Genomic DNA, 16,358 nt, shown 5'->3' with positions numbered 1-16,358 from the left:
TGAAAAACATGAATCATTTATGAATAAATCATTAAATTTTTGTATGGCTATATTTTTTATAGATTGATTCAGTATATTGATGAGCAAGATAAATCAGCCCTTAAAATAAAGTTTTGGATGAATCGATGATCAGAAGAAAAGCAGCTTGGGTGGTATTTTTTTATATTGGTTTGGGGTTACTGGCGGGGCATGTTAGTGCACAGGTTCAGCAACAGTCAGTCATCACGCTATCATGGGAAGATTTAATCCCTGAGGGAGAGCGTCACCAAGAGCCCCCCGTTCGCACAACACCCATTGATCATGATAATGATACACCACCACAATTGAAGATTGGTGGGGTTCGGCATGATTTGGATGGAAAAATGGTGAAAATTCCAGGATTTGTCATTCCATTGGAAGGTGATGATAAAACCGTAACAGAGTTTCTGCTGGTGCCATTTCTCGGGGCATGTATTCATGTCCCGCCGCCGCCACCGAATCAGATTATTTATGTCAAATTTGAGCACGGGGCCCCGATTCGGCAATTATGGGATATTGTTTATGTTGTCGGCCAGCTTAAAACAGAGACGATGAATCTGGATTTAGGTGAAACAGGCTACGTTTTATACGGGCAAGCTCTTGACGATTACGAAGCTAAATAAAATGGTCTTCAGGGGACAGACATAGCAGCAGCTTAAAACAGAGACGATGAATCTGGATTTAGGTGAAACAGGCTACGTTTTATACGGGCAAGCTCTTGACGATTACGAAGCTAAATAAAATGGTCTTCAGGGGACAGACATAGCAGCAAAATAAAATGGTCTTCAGGGGACAGACATAGCAGCAGACGTTGTTGCAGCTTTAGAAGGACAGACGTGATTACGATTTTTGCTGAGAATTGCTGGTCTAGTGACCAATTTTCTACTTTCGTGATAGCGAGTTGGGACGTAGGTGACAAATCTGTACGGTGATGAAGCGGTAACGCTATGAAGCGAAGGCCGTTTTGGTTATTCTAATCCCTGAATCGGAGTTGGATGGAGGTCACGATGGCGAAGGATTGGGATGAACTCGCTACGGCTTGGGAATCTGATCAGGTCAATAGAGAGCTGACAGAAAAAGTATTTGCTGAATTAACAAAGAATATTAATTTGGAAGGCAAACACATTCTGGATTTGGGATGTGGAACTGGCTTGTTAAGTGAGATGATGTCGCCACAAGCACGCTCAATTGTTGCATTGGATGCATCTGAGGCCATGATCGAAGAGCTCGATAAAAAAGAACTGACAAATGTTGAGCCGGTTGTTGATGCTTTGACAAGAGGTCTCGTTGCTCAGCATCCGGCTTTTCGTAAACAGTTTGATTTGGTGGTTGCCGTCTCTGTGTGTGAATTTTTACCGCATTTGGCGGAGTCGTTAGAGATTATTTATTCGCTGCTCAATCAGGGAAGTGCGTTTATGCACTGGGACTGGATTATTGATGATGAAGACCGAACGTCGGGGTTAGGTATGGTTGAGATGCAAGATGAGTTGATTCAGGCTGGTTTTGCGCAGGTGAATGTGACTCAGGTATTTAAGATCAAAACCAAACAAGGGTCGACTCTGTCCGTGATGATGGGGATAGCGATTAAATAATGAACATAACTTGATGTGCTTCAATTGTCACCTCAACCTCAAGTCTCGTTTTAAAAAACAGCGCCGTAATGGCGTAATGCCAGTCAGTTAAGCTGACTGGCATTGTTCTTTTTATGTGGATACTTTCTGGGTTTTGGCTTTACCCACCTTGGGTAAGTTCTGTCTTCCCGCTTTGGTCAATCCGACCCTGATTACGTGTGCTGAACTCAAAAAGATGCTTTTGGTTACTTTAATAATATGGTCCGTCCAACCTCACTCCCTGGTGTGTTGCGGAAGTGCTAATGACATAGAGGAACGTTATTGCGTCCCAAACCAACAGCGTTACTGCTTCGTGTACCAAACCGCTACATCACACCTTACTGATTGTTAAAACAATGCAATTTCTTGCAAAACCTACCTGTATCAAAGGATGTCATGTCGATGTCAATTTTTTCTGGATGTTTTCTGTAACCTATTCAATGCTATGTATGGTATTTAAGTGCTTATACGAGAACCAATGAAGCCTATCCGAAAAAGGGTGAATGACAACAACAAAACAATGAGAGAATGTTTATACGATAGGGTGTTGTCTAAATAACGGTTATGTAGCTATGGAGGTATGGTAATGGTATCTGGAATTGAGGCGTGGTTATTTGGATATGCAGGAACCAAACTTGCTGATCGAGTACTTAAACTATTCCTGAGAGATAAGTTAACTGTCGATCTACATAAGGCTGTAGAAAAATGGGCGTCTAATCTTCCTTCTCATGCAAGTTTGACTTCGTCAAATGCATTGTTTCCGAGCCATGTAGCAGATGAAGAACTTGCGGAACGACATTGTTTGTCCAATCTTCGCTCAGAGTTAGAATCTTTGAAGATTCCATCGGAGGAGAGCTGGGATTCTGCACTCACTGAGCAGTGGAAATATGTTCGTTCGAAGATTGATCATCCACAGGACTTCTTTCTGCTAAGTGAAGAAGAAGCCTCAACCCATATCAAGTCACTATCCATTGCTCTTTGTACTGCCTGTTCTCAGCACGAGACGCTATTTAGGGTAACTACGGTTTCTATGCTCCGAGAGCTCTCGGAGGCAATTAGCAAGACTCCGCAGCAAAACAGCCTGAGTGAAATCTTAACTGATGATCAAAAAAAACTACTTTATCGCTTGTACCACCAGGATACGGGGTTGTGCCGCATCGCAGCTCCAAAGGGGGAGTATGAATGTCTTTGGGTTCCCGGATATCCAATAGATATGCAATGGGGCTGGGAAAGAACGCCAGAAGAGTGCAGGCGTTCAGGAAAATCTCAAGGAAACAGAGAGGAGAGGCTTCATTGGATATTCGTTGTAAAAGATTTAGTTGAAATTGGTATCTTCGAAGCTCGAGTGGACGGATATTACCAGTTAACCGAGAAAGGGTGGCGGGTAGCCCATGACATCAATAGTGAAAAAAGTGATTCAGGTGTATGAGCTAAAGCGACATAACAAGTCAATCAATTTCGCTCCTTCGGCACCGGACGTAGCAAAGCTTCACCGATGATTGAAGCGTTATGCTTAGAGGAGAATTAGCGCTAAATAGGCGTATTGTTCGTTTTGTCATAGTGTCACCTATTAATTTATGAGGTGATGATATCGTCTCTAACTCAGTGACCCCATTCACCGTACCACGACATTCAATTCTCAGTATTACGATGAGGATTCTGAGAAATTCATTTGGTCGCTGTTAAGACATACGAGCTTCGATGAATGGGAACTTCTCTATTCTGAAAAAGCACAAGGGGCGCTGTCGAAGAAGCCATTGAAATCGACAAAAGTAACCGCGTCCCCAAACCTCAGCCCCCAGAAAATCTACTCATCCACCACCACAATCACGATGAGCTCCCTTGGCCCGTGTGCGCCATAAGCCAGTGTCTGCTGGATATCCGCGGTTTTCGATGGGCCGGAGACTAAAACCACGTTGGTTGGCATCTGTTGGTGCCACTGCTGCGCGATCATCAGCTCCGAGAAACTGTTAAACAGCGTCGATTGACGGATCACGGCCACGTGGCATGGCGGCACCAGTGATAACGTGCGTGGCTGATGGTTATCCGGCCAGAGCACCAGCGCTCCGGTATCGGCAATCCCGGCTCGCGCATCGGTCAGCCCGACATCAACAGTGGTGAATAAGTCATCTTTCCACTGCTCGATAGTTTGTTGATATTCAGTTATCTGAATGGTTTCCAGCCCTTGGCGAAAATCATGATGCCACTGACCACCGGTGCCGATCGCCGCGTGTTGCCAGCCACGTTCTGCGCATAATTGTCGAAGGGTAGCAATCAGTTGTTGCCGATCAATCGGTAACACTTGTGCATGGTTGGACTCTAAGGCGGTCTGAAAATGGGTCAGCTTTTCCTCGCGACTGAAGTCGTTGGGATGGAAATGCTGGGCACGTTCTGCCGAGCCATTCTCCAGCGGTGCGGGCTGGGCGGCCTTGAGCCGGTTGAAAATCTGCTGTCTGGCGTTGTTCATAACGACTTGCCTCCTTTCTGTGGCTGGTTGGCTCGTTCTTTCATCAATTGATGTAAGGTTTTGGCGGCCGGTTTCGGCGCGCTCCGGCATTGCGTCCACGGACCCAGTTTGGCCGGGATCAAATGGCGCATCTGTCCGGCAAGGCGAGTACCGATTCGATAAATGGTCGGGTGGGTGGCGGAATACGCAAAACTGCGCATTGCCAGTTTTTCGGTAGGTTTGTACGCCGATTTCTGGCCGCGCATAGCTTCAAGGCCGGGTTTCGGCGCGTGTTTTGCTTCGCGGCGCAGGCGCAATAACATGTCGGGAATCGGAATCCGAACCGGGCAGACTTCACCACAAGCGCCGCACAAACTGGAGGCGGTGACCAGATCCTGGGTCGCTTCGAGCCCCATCAGATGCGGGGAAATGATTTTGCCAATCGGACCGGGATAAACCGTGCCGTAGGCATGGCCGCCAATGCGGGTGTAAACCGGACAGTGGTTCATACAGGCACCACAGCGGATGCATTGCAGCGTTTTGCGTAGCTCTTCATCCCGATAGGCTTGGCTGCGTCCGTTGTCGAGCAGCACCAGATGGACTTCTTGCGGGCCGTCTTTCTCACCAGCCCGACGGGGGGAGGTGATCATGTTGAAATAGGTCGTGATCGCCTGACCGGTAGCAGAGCGGGTGAGGGCACTGAATAACGGCGGCACGTCGGTGAGAAATTCAACCACTTTTTCGATCCCGGTGATGGCGATATGGACGTTCGGCACGGTGGTGGACATCCGGCCGTTACCCTCATTTTCCACCAGACACAGAGTGCCGGTTTCGGCGACCGCAAAATTGACTCCGGATAAACCGATATCCGCAGTGCGGAATTTTTCCCGCAGCTGGGTACGCCCGGTCTGAATTAAGCGATCCACATCGAGAGTCGGCTGAAAATCGGTGAGGTTATCGCGGAACGTGTCACTGACTTCCTGCTTATTTTTGTGAATGGCGGGCATGATGATATGCGAAGGCTTGTCACCGTCGAGCTGAATGATGTATTCGCCCATGTCACTTTCTAAACAGGTCACCCCGTGCTTGGCCATTTCATGGTTGAGTTCAATCTCTTCACTGACCATCGATTTACCTTTGACCATCAGTGACGCCCGATGGTGTTCTGCAATCCCGGCGATAATGGTATTGGCCTGTGCGGCATTGTCGGCCCAATGCACCTGAATACCGTTTTTCTGACAATTGGCTTCCAGTTGTTCCAAGAGTTGCGGCAGTTTACTCAGGCAGCGCTGGCGAATCGCTTCCGCCAGATCCCGGGTCTGTTTTTCTTCCTGCGGGTCGGCAAAGGCAGCTTTGCGTTTATCTTTGAGGTAGTCCATCGCACCGCGAAAATTGGCGCGTAGTTGTGGGTCACCCAGTGCCGTTTTGGCCTGTGCATGAAATTGTTGCGGAGAGTCACTCATGATGATTGCTCCTGTGTCGGCTCAGTAGTGGTTCTTTCCAGTAAGAAGCTCGCCAGATGACGCCCCTGTAGCGTGGCCGGGTCGCCTTGCTGATGCTGAAAATCCAGTGCGCCATTGATATTGAGCAGACAGCCCCAGTCGGCACTGACCAGATGATCGGCTTGGGTGGCTTTGATATGACGGGTTTTATCTTCCACCATCGCTTGAGAAATGTTCGGGTGACGCACAGAGAATGTCCCGCCGAAGCCACAACATTCGCTTTCGTAGTCTTGGATTTTCAGCTCAACATGTTCAAGCTGATTGAGCAGCTGGGTGGCGGTAACATGGACATTCATCTCTCGCCGGGCGGCACAGGAGGTATGCATCACCACGGAGGTTGCCGGGCCGTGATCCTGCAATTTAGCGCGGCAGACATGCACCAGAAACTCGGTGAATTCAAACACCCGGTCACAAAAGGTATTAACCATACTTTCCTGTTCGCTGCCTGCAAACAGGCGACGATAATGGTGATGCATCATGCCCCCGCAAGAGCCGGAGAGTACAATCACCGGGTAAGACTCGGGAAACAGCGCGATTTGACTCAGCGCTACGGATTGCGCTTCATCATCATAGCCGGATGTGTAGGCCGGTTGGCCGCAACAGGTCTGTTTTTCAACGTAAATGACTTCGATATTTTGCTGCTTGAGCAAGGTGATGGCATCGAGCCCCGCATCGGGGTCGAATAGGTCTACCAGACAAGTCGCGTAGAAATAGACTTTGTCCGGTTTCGCTGGGTAAATTCTCATAAGGTGCTCCAGTGAATGCATGAGTAAGTGAGGCCATCACCCTCAAAGAAACACGACGTTGGGGGAATGTCGGTTGGAAAGAAGAGTGATGGCTAATGGGTAATTCTTATTGTTAACTTTTCAGGCAGCTCGTTTTATTTCATCAGTTTGTTCTAATTCATTAGTTTGTTCTAATTCATCAGGACGTCAGTGGCATGAAATCCGTAGATCACCAGCAATCCGATCAACCCGGTTACGACGAGATAATAGGCCGTTGGGATAATGGTCTTGCGCAGGATTGCCCCTTCTCTGCCCAACAGGCCGACAGTCGCTGATGCTGCCACGACGTTGTGAATCGCAATCATATTGCCGGCAGCTGCACCGACGGCCTGCAAAGCAATCACAATCACGCTTGAAACCGAGAGCGTGTGAGCCACTTCAAACTGAAACTGACTGAACATCATATTTGAGACGGTATTTGAACCGGCGATAAAAGCACCGAGCGCGCCGACTGTGGCACTTAAAGCCGGAAACGCATTGCCAACCAGCCCGGCAGCGAAATCAGCGGTGGTGACCGGCATACTCGCAAGGTCAGCACCGTTGACGCCGGAGTTGATAAAGATCCGCACCATCGGGATGGTAAAGACCAGTACAAATCCGGCACCGACCAGTGTTTTACTTGATTCACCGAGTGCGCGGATCATCGGCACCGGGTTTCTGGCCTGAATCAAGACCGCAAGTAGCGCGACGAATACCAGAATGCCTCCGGGTAAATACAACGGCTGGAATGCGGTGCTGACACCGGCTTCGCCGAGAATATTGGCAAACGAGAGATTGATACTCTGTAATAGCGCTTTAAAATCAGGACTGACCCGGCTGGCGACCAGAATCACTGCAAGCAGCAGGTAAGGTGTCCACGCTAGGGTGAGGCTCATCGGATTCGAGCGGATGCTGTTCAGATCCATTTTCAGCGAGCCGAGCCATTCGCCAGGCCATTCGTGCTCAGGGCGGAAATCCCAGACTGTGCGCGGCACGAGGAAGCTTTTTTTCGCCGCCGTGACCACCACCGCGAGCCCGACTAACCCACCGATTAGCGAGGGGAACTCAGGGCCGAGCAGGGCTCCGGTCAGCGCGTAAGGGATGGTGAAGGCCAGTCCGGCAAACAGGGCGAATGGCAGAATATCTAATCCTTCGGTCCAGCTTTTATTTTTGCCGAAAAAGCGCGTCAACATCATCGCCATCAGCACTGGCATCAGGGTGCCGACCGTGGCATGGATCAGCGCCACACTGGTGGTAATCTGCTGTAGATAGCTCTCCCAGCTGGAACCGTGCGCTGTCAGAAGCTGGCTGATATTGTGGCTGTCGAGCCCTTTACTGACACCGACCAGAATCGGGGTGCCGACCGCACCGAAAGACACGGGGGTTGATTGAATCATCATCCCCATTAAAACCGCAGCCAGTGCCGGAAAACCAATCGCAACCAGCAGTGGTGCGGCAATGGCCGCAGGTGTGCCGAAGCCCGATGCCCCTTCAATAAAAGAGCCGAAACACCAGGCAATAATAATGGCCTGAATGCGTCGATCCGGAGAGATATCGGTAAAACCGTTTCGGATGACGGTAATGGCACCGCTGTGTTTGAGAGTGTTGAGCAGAAAAATTGCGCCGAAGACAATCCAGAGTACCGAAACGGTTATGCCCAGCCCCTGTAGTACCGAGGCCAAGACGCGATTGGCAGACATGTCCCAGACGAATAAGGCAATGACAACGGTCAGGCCGAATGCTATCGGCATCGCTTTTTTTGCGGGCCAGTTCAGGCCGACCAACAAGATTGCGGCGACCACAATCGGAGAAAAAGCAAGTAAGGCTAATAATGTTTCACTCATGGAGGTTACTTCCTTGTTCGTAGAATAGAGCCATGTGGTGTAGCGAAGTTTTATGGATCACAACAGCGGTTCACATGGGTAGGGGGGTTCTACAATTTGTTTTTATTTATGATGTTTTTGTTAATTCAGTGTGAATCTAACGCTTTATTTTTTGTGGATATAGGGAAATAATGAAAATGATTGATTCCAAAAGCGACATAATCATATGAGAGCAGACGATCTGATTTTATTTTCTTCCGTGGTTGAACTGGGTAGTTTTAGTCTGGTTGCCGAGAAAAATAACCTTACTAATTCAGTGGTTAGCAAACGTATTGCACGTCTGGAAAAAGAGCTCGGGGCACAACTTTTGTATCGGACAACGCGCAAACTCACCCTGACAGAAGCGGGAAAAGCCTTGCTTCAGGGTGCAAAAAATGTGAAGCAAGCCACTCAGGAAGCGTTGGATGCCGTGGCGGGGTACGGTGAAAATCTCAGCGGGCATATCCGCATGTCGGTGCCGACGATTTCCGGTGAGTTGCTGTTAGCCGAGGCCGTTGCTGAGTTCTGTCAGATGCATCCGGGACTGACCGTGGATATGTCGCTGGATAATCGCTTCGTGGATCCGATTGGTGAAGGCTATGACTTGGTGATTCGGACCGGATTACTGGAGGACTCGAGTCTGATTGCACGGCACATTATCGATTCGCAATGGGTGGTCTGTGCCACGAGCAGTTATATTGCCCGCGCCGGGATACCGTATCAGCCGGAAGACTTGGTCAATCACAATTGTCTTCAGTATGTCTATCAGACCACCGGTGCCAGTGACTGGGAATTTAAAGGGCCGGATGGCAACTATTTATTAAAAGTCTCGGGGAGTTTTTCCAGTGATAATGCCGTGGCTCTGAGAAAGGCGGCACTGAGCGGCTATGGCATTGCCTATCTGCCGCGCTGTCTGGTTTATCCTGATCTGCAGGACGGGTCATTGATTGATCTCTTCCCGCGGCAAGTCGGCAAAAGGCTGGGGGTTTATGCAATTTATCCCTTCACCCGCCAGCCGCCGAATAAAATTCGGTTGTTGATCGAGCATATCCGCGACAGTTATCTCAAGATTGACTACTATTTTTATTAAATCACGATTAGGTATTCAATCACGATTGATGATGAAATGATGATCAGGGATATGTGCTTTCAGTACAGCAAGTCATAGATATTTGACTTGCTATGTGAATGATTCCTGCGAATATTATAGCTCTGGTGGATTTTTCATTTGGTAATAAACAATAGGAATCATATGACGGTTGACAATGGATTGTTGAAGAATCGGTTTATTTTTTTACTCGCATTTCTCAGCGGCTTTTGCATTATGTCGGTCGAGCTGATGGGAGGGCGGATTCTGGCGCCTTATTTTGGCAGTAGCATCTATGTGTGGGGCAGTATTATCACTATTTTCATGGTGGCCTTGTCGGCTGGCTATCTGCTGGGCGGACAATGGTCGATGCATTCGCCTTCTTTACGCAAATTCAGTTTACTTTATCTGTGTGGTGCGGTGACTTTACTGCCGTTGGTGTTTTGGGGCGATACGGTGATGGAACAGGTTTTTATCCGGATCATGGACCCGCGTTATGGCTCACTGGTGGCAGCGCTGTTGCTGTTTTTCCTGCCAACGTTGATTTTAGGCATGATTTCGCCTTATTCGATCCGCTTACTGATTAGTGATTCCGGGCGTAGCGGGCAAGTTGCCGGTAAGCTTTATTTCGTCTCGACCTTGGGCAGCGCACTAGGAACGCTCTTGACGTCGTTTTATCTGGTGTTGTGGTTTGAAGTGAATACGATCTTATTGAGTTTGATTGGTATTTTGTGTGCCGGCGGTGTGGTTGCATTCTATGTCCGGTTTCCCCGGGTGGTTGCAGAGGCTTAAAGTGATGTTGAAGAAGATGTTATCGGTGCGTATCTGGATGCCCGTTGTGATGTTATTGATTGGATTTTCCGCCCAGAGTGAAGTGATTTATACCCAGAAGTCGCTTTATCGGGATATTGCGGTGGTCGAAAAAGATGGTTTGCGTTGCTTGGTGTTTGCGTTGGTGAAGGGCGATAGTGTCCAGACGTGCCAGTATCAGGACGAGCACGATCAGCGGCTGGTCTATTCATATAGTCAGATGGTAATGGGCGGCTTGTTACTCAACCCTCATCCGCAGCGGATACTTGTGATTGGGTTGGGCGGTGCTTCGATTCCGAATGTGCTGACGCAGCTTTACCCGGACGCTGAAATGGATATTGTCGAATTAGATCCGGGCGTGGTCAAAGTGGCGCGGGATTACTTCCACTTTCAAGAAACCCCGCAGACTTCGGTGGCTGTCGCGGATGGGCGTGTTTTTGTCAAACGTGCGCTGCTGCGGAAGAAAAAATATGACTTCATCATTCTCGATGCGTTTACCGGCGATTACATTCCGGAGCATTTAATGACCCGGGAATATCTACAGGAAGTGCAACGACTGATGACCGAAGATGGTGTACTGGTGGCAAATACCTGGTCGTCGAGCCGGCTGTATGCGCATGAATCCGAGACATATCGTCAGGTGTTTGGCCCGTTTTTCAATTTTAAAATCAAACAGGAACAAAATTACGGTAACCGGATCATCATCGTCGGCAATGGCAAACAGGCGCTCCCTTCCCGGCAAGTGATGCAGCAACGGGCGAAGTCATTGGTCAAGTCGTTGGCACCGTATAATGTCCTGATTGATCGCTATCCGGCACTGATGTCCACCAAAGCGGACTGGGATCGCACGGCCCGTCCTTTAACCGATCAGTATTCACCGGCCAATCTGTTGTGATGTCTTGCTATGCTTGATGTAAAACAGGCAGTCTGTACAGACTGCCTGTTCGTTTTTGGCTTGATGCTAAATCAATCCCAGTGATGACAGCACAAAGACCCCGAGTGTGGTGGTTAACAGCGACAATAAGGTTGTCAGCACAATGATATTGGCGGCCAGTGTCGCGTTGCCGCCCATGGCGCGTGCCATCACATAGCTGGCGGCAGCGGATGGTGTGGAACTGCATAAATAGATAATTCCCAGTTCTGCGCCCCGGAACCCACAAACCCATGCACCGAAGGTGATCAGAATCGGACAGGCAAGGAGTTTGAATGCCGTTGCTGACCATGCTGGCGCTTTATCATGATTGAGCTGACGGATATCCAGTGATCCGCCACCGCAAATCAGGGCTAATGGCAGAGTCATATCGGCGAAATACTGTCCGGCTGTACCGGCGATATCCGGTAGGGTCAGGTTGAGTTGAGAGAAGCCGAGTCCTAATAAAATGGCAATAATCAGCGGATTTTTGGTCAGTGTTTTGACCACAATGATCAGAGCCTTCATTCCGGACTGACTGCCCTTCGGCGTGAGTGTGAACACCGCCTGTACATTAAACAGCAGCGTCAGCGCTGCCACGTAAAGAGCGGCCTGTGCCAAGCCGTCAGACCCATATGCGTTGGTAATTAAAGCCAGCCCGATAATCGCACTATTACCGCGAAACGCGCCCTGAATGATGACGCCTTGATCCGCTGCGCGCTTGAAGTAACATTTGACCGCCAGCGTGATCAACAGGAAAAAAGCGAAATTAGAGGCGACCCCATAGAGCACCAGTGAGCCACCGGTGGTGACATCATGTGACGAGTTGGCAATACTCAGAAAGAGCAATGCCGGGAGCGTGACTTTAAATACCAGACGCGATGCAACTTCAATAAAATGGTCATCGATGAGCTGACTACGGCGAAAATAAATCCCTAAAAAGAGCATCAGACAGATCGGGCCGGTCACTGACAGAGAAAATTGCAGTTGTTGTTGTAGTAAATCCATAATGCTCCTGATTGAAAAATAAAGCTATGATTCATGCTCTCTGGCATGATGACCACCGAATAGCCGGTCGATGAACGAAATTGGTATCATTTTTACTGGGACAACCGCTTTTATTGACTCGCGTAACAGAACCAAGGTATGGGTTATGTCATTAATTGTTATGTCGCTTATTGCTTATTTTATTTATTGAATAATGACTCACAACCGTTTGCAATGGATGGTCATCTCATATTGACCTTTCCCACCGGATTGCTGAGGTTCAAATTAGCCCAAATAAAAAGGAAGTCTAATGAATAAAAACGATAATGTCCCTCTCCCCTCAAACACCCGAGAATGGTTTTTTAACCGTAATAGTATCATCATCTTTGTCGATATCCTGCTGTTTCTGCTGCTTTATTTTAACCTGCCGTTTCAGCCCGATGTGGTATTGGGGATCAGCTTACTCTCCTTTATTGCGGTGTTATGGTTAACCGAAGCGCTGCATGTCACTGTGACTGCGATTCTGGTACCTGTTATTTCGGTATTGTTCGGGGTATTTGATACCACCACCGCGCTGAGTTACTTTTCCAACCCGATTATTTATCTGTTTCTGGGGGGCTTTGCGTTAGCCGCAGCCATGCACCAGCAAGGGTTGGATAAAGTGGTTGCCGATAAGGTGCTCTTGATGGCGAAAGGCAGAATGAGTGTCGCGGTTTTCATGTTGTTTATCGTCACTGCGGTGATTTCGATGTGGATTAGCAATACCGCAACCACCGCGATGATGCTGCCACTGGTACTGGGTATTCTGAGTAAAGTTGATGCAGACAAAGGGCATAAAACTTATGTGTTCGTGCTGTTAGGCATTGCATATAGTGCCAGTATCGGTGGGATTGCGACGGTGGTCGGTAGTCCGCCAAACGCGATTGCAGCCGCCCAAGTCGGCTTAACCTTTACCGACTGGATGAAATTTGGCTTGCCAACGACGGTAGTGATGCTGCCGGTGATGATTGGGATTCTTTACCTGCTGCTCAAACCGGATCTGTCCGGCCATTTTGAGCTGAACCACGAACCGGTTGACTGGGATAAAGGCAAGGTCGTCACGCTCGGGATTTTTGCGCTGGTGGTGTTCTTCTGGGTGTTCAGTAAACCGATCAACGCGATGCTGGGCGGATTTAAATCGTTTGATACCATCATTGCACTCAGTGCGATTATTCTGGTGAGTTTCGCCCGGGTCGTCCACTGGAAAGAGATTGAAAAAACCGCAGACTGGGGGGTGTTATTGCTGTTCGGTGGTGGTATCTGTCTCAGTAATGTTCTCAAGCAGACCGGCACCAGTGTATTCATTGCCCACGAACTGAGCAGTCTGATTTCAAACCTCGGGCTGCTGTGGATCGTGGTGATTATCGCAACATTTGTGGTGTTTCTGACCGAATTTGCCAGTAATACCGCCAGTGCAGCATTGCTGATCCCAGTGTTTGCCAGCGTCGCGGAAGCGTTCGGCGTTTCACCGGTCTTGCTCTCGGTGTTAATTGCGGTCGCGGCATCCTGTGCATTTATGTTACCGGTGGCAACTCCGCCCAACGCGATTGTGTTTGCCTCGGGTCATATCCGGCAGTCGGAGATGATGCGAGCCGGTATCTACTTAAATATCGCCTGTATTATTCTGCTCACGTTGATCGCGGTGTTCTTCTGGTAAGGCATGCTATCAGACGGATTCCGGCTGATGATTCAGATCGGCACAATCAAGGGCGCTGAATGCGCCCTTGATTATACTTCACTCTATTTCAAGTGGTTCTCACTTTAAGCGGTTCTCGTCGTTTGGTGAGAACGCCTGCGTCTCGTTTTAATACTGACTACCTAAGTCCTGATCGCTCTGTGAGCCGGTGAGCGTACGGGTTAATTCTTCGCAGCGAATGATCTGGCCGTCAGCAACGGTAAAGTGTGCCAGCACTTCAAATGTCGCATATGTACCATCTGCTTTCTCTGCCGTCACCTGATGGTGAGTCAAAACCGTATTACCCTCAGAGGCCGCTGCGAGCACCGTGAGCGAGATCTGCCTTGTTTCTTGTTTGAGTAATGCCAGATGATTGATGAAGTGATTGAAATCCAAATGTTCTCCATTCACAACCTGATGATAATGCTCAGCAAAATAGGTTCTGATGATGTGTATTTCATGCTTGGGGTGGGTCATCACGTCTGTTAATGCTGTAGCACTAGTTGGCGAGTATTCATGTTTTTAACCTTTTTGTTGGGGAGTCAAAACAAGATACAGGACAGATCAATTGTGTGATTATCGATGTTTTGCCATATTATATGGCTAATCGGCCATATGGATGGATATCAACATGATGGATGTCTCCCCTCTCAATCACAGACAACGGCACGAAACGCCGTGGCATGCGCACCCAACCGGCCAGCTTTACTGGTTACAGCGCGGCATGATCATCATTGAAACGGACACCGCTCAATGGCCGATCACACCCGGTTCCGTGGGGTGGATTCCCGAACACTGCTCACACAAGGCGACCATATTAGCTGCGGTGCAGGGGTTCATTCTGCATTTTGATACGGCGGATGCGGTTGAGGCGATTGCCGATGCTGCTCAATTTAAGTACTCACACGCATTTCTCTTGCCCGCAATTGATCTGACTTTTCTAATGACGAAAGATGTGTCTGATGTTTATGTGTAGATATACAGATAAGCAGTATCTTTTTTAATTTTTACATACTGTAATTGTTGTATTAAACTAACCATTATGGTTATATTGGAGTCATTGTGGCTGAGTACCGTCTTGAAGATGTAAGAAAGGCAGCTCAACAATTGAATATTGAATATCGAGGCAGAAAGGTACAGCGGGATGCTGCAAACTTAGGTTACGAGATTTGTGATGTCGCAGACTGTTTGTGTCAGTTGACGGAGCGCGATTTTAAAAAAACACATTATAGAGCGATTGGGCCGCCAGATGATGAGTACATTTGTCGCTATACAAAAGTTGTTTTTGATAAAGAACGAGTTGATGAGTTGTATGTGAAATTCAGCCTGATCGATAATTATTTAGTCGTTGAGCTGGCATCATTTCATCTACCTCAATTTTAATTGAGGAGGGTTAAAGTAATGGGTGAATGTAAAGTTTGTAAAAGTCATTCAGTTGAGATCTTAACTGCTGACGAAGAAATAACTTATAAAGGTAGCACCTTAAGCGTTGAGATTGAGTTCTCTGTTTGTCATGCATGTGAGCGAGAATTCATCTCTAAAGACCAAATCATAAAAAATGACAGAATGATTCGGGATGCGAAAAAAGTGCATGATGGCCTGTTCAGCGCTAAAGAAATTGCCGAAGCCAGATTGACGTTGGGTTTAACTCAAGAGCAAGCGTCGCTGGTTTTTGGTGGGGGGAGAAATGCTTTTTCGAAGTATGAAAGAGGAGAGGTTTCTCAGAGTGTTGCGATGGATAAACTAATTAAACAAGCTTTAAAGCATCCTATCGTTTATCGAGACCTATTAAAACAGGCCGGAATCGGGCATTCAGCACCGTGACTGATGGGGGGCACAGAATGTTGAGTACCGCCCGCCATTATGTTCGTTCTAAACTTGTACGGTAAACCTGCCTCTTTAATCGACGCAAATCTCACGACCGGGATGATGATAATGTTCAAACATGAGTTCAATGTCACTTTGTAAAACACGACTTTCCGAAAGATTTGGTAACTTGCTGCGTTCAAAAAAATCGATGTCTGAAATCTCAATATTAATTGCAGGACTACCGGATTCAAAATCACAGAGAAAAAACATTTTGTAGATATGGAATGGATATTTCGGCTTATAGGGATGGATATCCCGGTCTCGTATTGCAACCAGTCTCGGTGAACTCACAACGTAACCTGATTCCTCCAGAACTTCACGGACAATGCCTTGTGACGGTGTTTCACAGGTATCAGCCCATCCACCGGGAAGTGACCAACTGTTATCTTCCCGCTCACGAACAAGTAGTATCTTATTGTCCCGGATTACCCCGGCGCGCAAATCAACTTTTGGCGTGGGATAACCAGATTCAGGAATAAACAGATGCTTTACTTTTTCTACGGGGGTATGACTTAAATTAGCCAGCATTTCATGCGAGATATGTGCAATATCATTGAAGCGCTCCAAATCAAACTTATCTTTTGAATACGTTTGACCGGCTTGACCTATTGCCTGAAGTTGCTTTGCCCATTGAAGCCATTGATTCATTATTTCCTCCTGAAAAAGTTAACGTCATATCGGTTGCTTTTCAGAGACACAATAAGGCGTAATGTTCTTGAAGGAAAGACCATATTTGGTCCTGACTCGCAGATTTAAACCGTTGCTCCGGTGAACCCCGG

At 48.0% G+C, this 16,358-nt stretch carries 17 protein-coding genes; 10 read left to right on the top strand and 7 right to left on the bottom strand.

All coding sequences use genetic code 11. The annotated features are described in order from the left end of the window. Positions 1 to 125 precede the first annotated feature (125 nt). The 3 genes from VR7878_RS05780 to VR7878_RS05770 all read left to right on the top strand — a co-directional run bounded on the left by VR7878_RS05780 (position 126) and on the right by VR7878_RS05770 (position 3,057). Positions 126 to 641 carry a DUF3299 domain-containing protein gene (locus VR7878_RS05780; RefSeq protein WP_077334260.1) on the top strand — a complete coding sequence of 172 codons (516 nt, stop codon included), beginning with the start codon at positions 126 to 128 and terminating at the stop codon, positions 639 to 641. A 384-nt stretch (positions 642 to 1,025) separates the two neighbouring features. Continuing rightward, positions 1,026 to 1,610: a class I SAM-dependent DNA methyltransferase gene (locus VR7878_RS05775; RefSeq protein ID WP_077334258.1), complete on the top strand. Its 585-nt coding sequence runs from the start codon at positions 1,026 to 1,028 to the stop codon at positions 1,608 to 1,610. Positions 1,611 to 2,214: 604 nt separating this feature from the next. Continuing rightward, positions 2,215 to 3,057: a hypothetical protein gene (locus VR7878_RS05770; RefSeq protein WP_077334256.1), complete on the top strand. Its 843-nt coding sequence runs from the start codon at positions 2,215 to 2,217 to the stop codon at positions 3,055 to 3,057. Positions 3,058 to 3,435: 378 nt separating this feature from the next. On the opposite strand, the gene VR7878_RS05765 is transcribed toward VR7878_RS05770, so the two are convergent. The 4 genes from VR7878_RS05765 to VR7878_RS05750 form a co-directional block, all read right to left on the bottom strand. Then, positions 3,436 to 4,095: a LutC/YkgG family protein gene (locus VR7878_RS05765; RefSeq protein WP_077334254.1), complete on the bottom strand. Its 660-nt coding sequence runs from the start codon at positions 4,093 to 4,095 to the stop codon at positions 3,436 to 3,438. Continuing rightward, entirely contained in the window at positions 4,092 to 5,537 is a 1,446-nt protein-coding gene (locus VR7878_RS05760) for a LutB/LldF family L-lactate oxidation iron-sulfur protein (RefSeq protein ID WP_077334252.1), read from the bottom strand. The genes VR7878_RS05765 and VR7878_RS05760 overlap by 4 nt, the downstream gene beginning before the upstream one ends. After that, the gene (locus VR7878_RS05755) at positions 5,534 to 6,322 is read right to left on the bottom strand and encodes a (Fe-S)-binding protein (protein ID WP_077334250.1); all 789 of its coding nucleotides are present in this window, start codon (positions 6,320 to 6,322) and stop codon (positions 5,534 to 5,536) included. The genes VR7878_RS05760 and VR7878_RS05755 overlap by 4 nt, the downstream gene beginning before the upstream one ends. Before the next feature lie 170 nt (positions 6,323 to 6,492). After that, positions 6,493 to 8,184, bottom strand: coding sequence for an L-lactate permease (locus VR7878_RS05750; RefSeq protein ID WP_077334248.1), 1,692 nt, complete (start codon positions 8,182 to 8,184; stop codon positions 6,493 to 6,495). Positions 8,185 to 8,389: 205 nt separating this feature from the next. On the opposite strand from VR7878_RS05750, the gene VR7878_RS05745 reads away from it, so the two are divergent. The 3 genes from VR7878_RS05745 to VR7878_RS05735 all read left to right on the top strand — a co-directional run bounded on the left by VR7878_RS05745 (position 8,390) and on the right by VR7878_RS05735 (position 10,994). Further along, entirely contained in the window at positions 8,390 to 9,292 is a 903-nt protein-coding gene (locus VR7878_RS05745; RefSeq protein WP_077334246.1) for a LysR family transcriptional regulator, read from the top strand. Positions 9,293 to 9,454: 162 nt separating this feature from the next. After that, a complete protein-coding gene (locus tag VR7878_RS05740) occupies positions 9,455 to 10,081 on the top strand; it encodes a fused MFS/spermidine synthase (protein ID WP_059122261.1) in 627 nt (208 codons plus the stop codon). A 4-nt stretch (positions 10,082 to 10,085) separates the two neighbouring features. Beyond that, a complete protein-coding gene (locus VR7878_RS05735) occupies positions 10,086 to 10,994 on the top strand; it encodes a spermidine synthase (RefSeq protein ID WP_235862850.1) in 909 nt (302 codons plus the stop codon). Between the two features lie 66 nt (positions 10,995 to 11,060). Here VR7878_RS05735 and VR7878_RS05730 read toward each other — a convergent pair whose 3' ends face one another. Then, positions 11,061 to 12,017 (bottom strand): AEC family transporter, encoded by a 957-nt coding sequence (locus tag VR7878_RS05730; protein ID WP_077334242.1) that lies wholly within the window; start codon positions 12,015 to 12,017, stop codon positions 11,061 to 11,063. A gap of 289 nt (positions 12,018 to 12,306) precedes the next feature. Between VR7878_RS05730 and VR7878_RS05725 the strand changes: the two genes are divergently transcribed. Further along, positions 12,307 to 13,692 carry an SLC13 family permease gene (locus VR7878_RS05725; RefSeq protein ID WP_077334240.1) on the top strand — a complete coding sequence of 462 codons (1,386 nt, stop codon included), beginning with the start codon at positions 12,307 to 12,309 and terminating at the stop codon, positions 13,690 to 13,692. 147 nt (positions 13,693 to 13,839) lie between these two features. Here VR7878_RS05725 and VR7878_RS05720 read toward each other — a convergent pair whose 3' ends face one another. Then, positions 13,840 to 14,187 (bottom strand): nuclear transport factor 2 family protein, encoded by a 348-nt coding sequence (locus VR7878_RS05720; RefSeq protein WP_077334238.1) that lies wholly within the window; start codon positions 14,185 to 14,187, stop codon positions 13,840 to 13,842. A 154-nt stretch (positions 14,188 to 14,341) separates the two neighbouring features. On the opposite strand from VR7878_RS05720, the gene VR7878_RS05715 reads away from it, so the two are divergent. From VR7878_RS05715 to VR7878_RS05705, 3 genes are all read left to right on the top strand, one after another. Further along, a complete protein-coding gene (locus VR7878_RS05715; protein WP_205409422.1) occupies positions 14,342 to 14,686 on the top strand; it encodes an AraC family ligand binding domain-containing protein in 345 nt (114 codons plus the stop codon). Positions 14,687 to 14,772: 86 nt separating this feature from the next. Beyond that, on the top strand, positions 14,773 to 15,093 hold the full coding sequence (locus VR7878_RS05710) for a type II toxin-antitoxin system MqsR family toxin (RefSeq protein ID WP_077334234.1): 321 nt from the start codon (positions 14,773 to 14,775) through the stop codon (positions 15,091 to 15,093). A gap of 18 nt (positions 15,094 to 15,111) precedes the next feature. Further along, on the top strand, positions 15,112 to 15,534 hold the full coding sequence (locus tag VR7878_RS05705) for a type II toxin-antitoxin system MqsA family antitoxin (protein ID WP_077334232.1): 423 nt from the start codon (positions 15,112 to 15,114) through the stop codon (positions 15,532 to 15,534). Positions 15,535 to 15,609: 75 nt separating this feature from the next. Here VR7878_RS05705 and VR7878_RS05700 read toward each other — a convergent pair whose 3' ends face one another. After that, positions 15,610 to 16,227, bottom strand: a complete 618-nt coding sequence (locus VR7878_RS05700) for an NUDIX hydrolase (RefSeq protein ID WP_077334230.1) — start codon at positions 16,225 to 16,227, stop codon at positions 15,610 to 15,612. Between the last annotated feature and the right edge of the window lie 131 nt (positions 16,228 to 16,358).

It is taken from the genome of Vibrio ruber DSM 16370 (genome assembly GCF_900163965.1).
In the GTDB taxonomy this organism is placed as follows: domain Bacteria; phylum Pseudomonadota; class Gammaproteobacteria; order Enterobacterales; family Vibrionaceae; genus Vibrio; species Vibrio ruber.
Note: the sequence above shows the minus strand (reverse complement) of the source record. Positions and strands in the feature narration are given on the sequence as shown.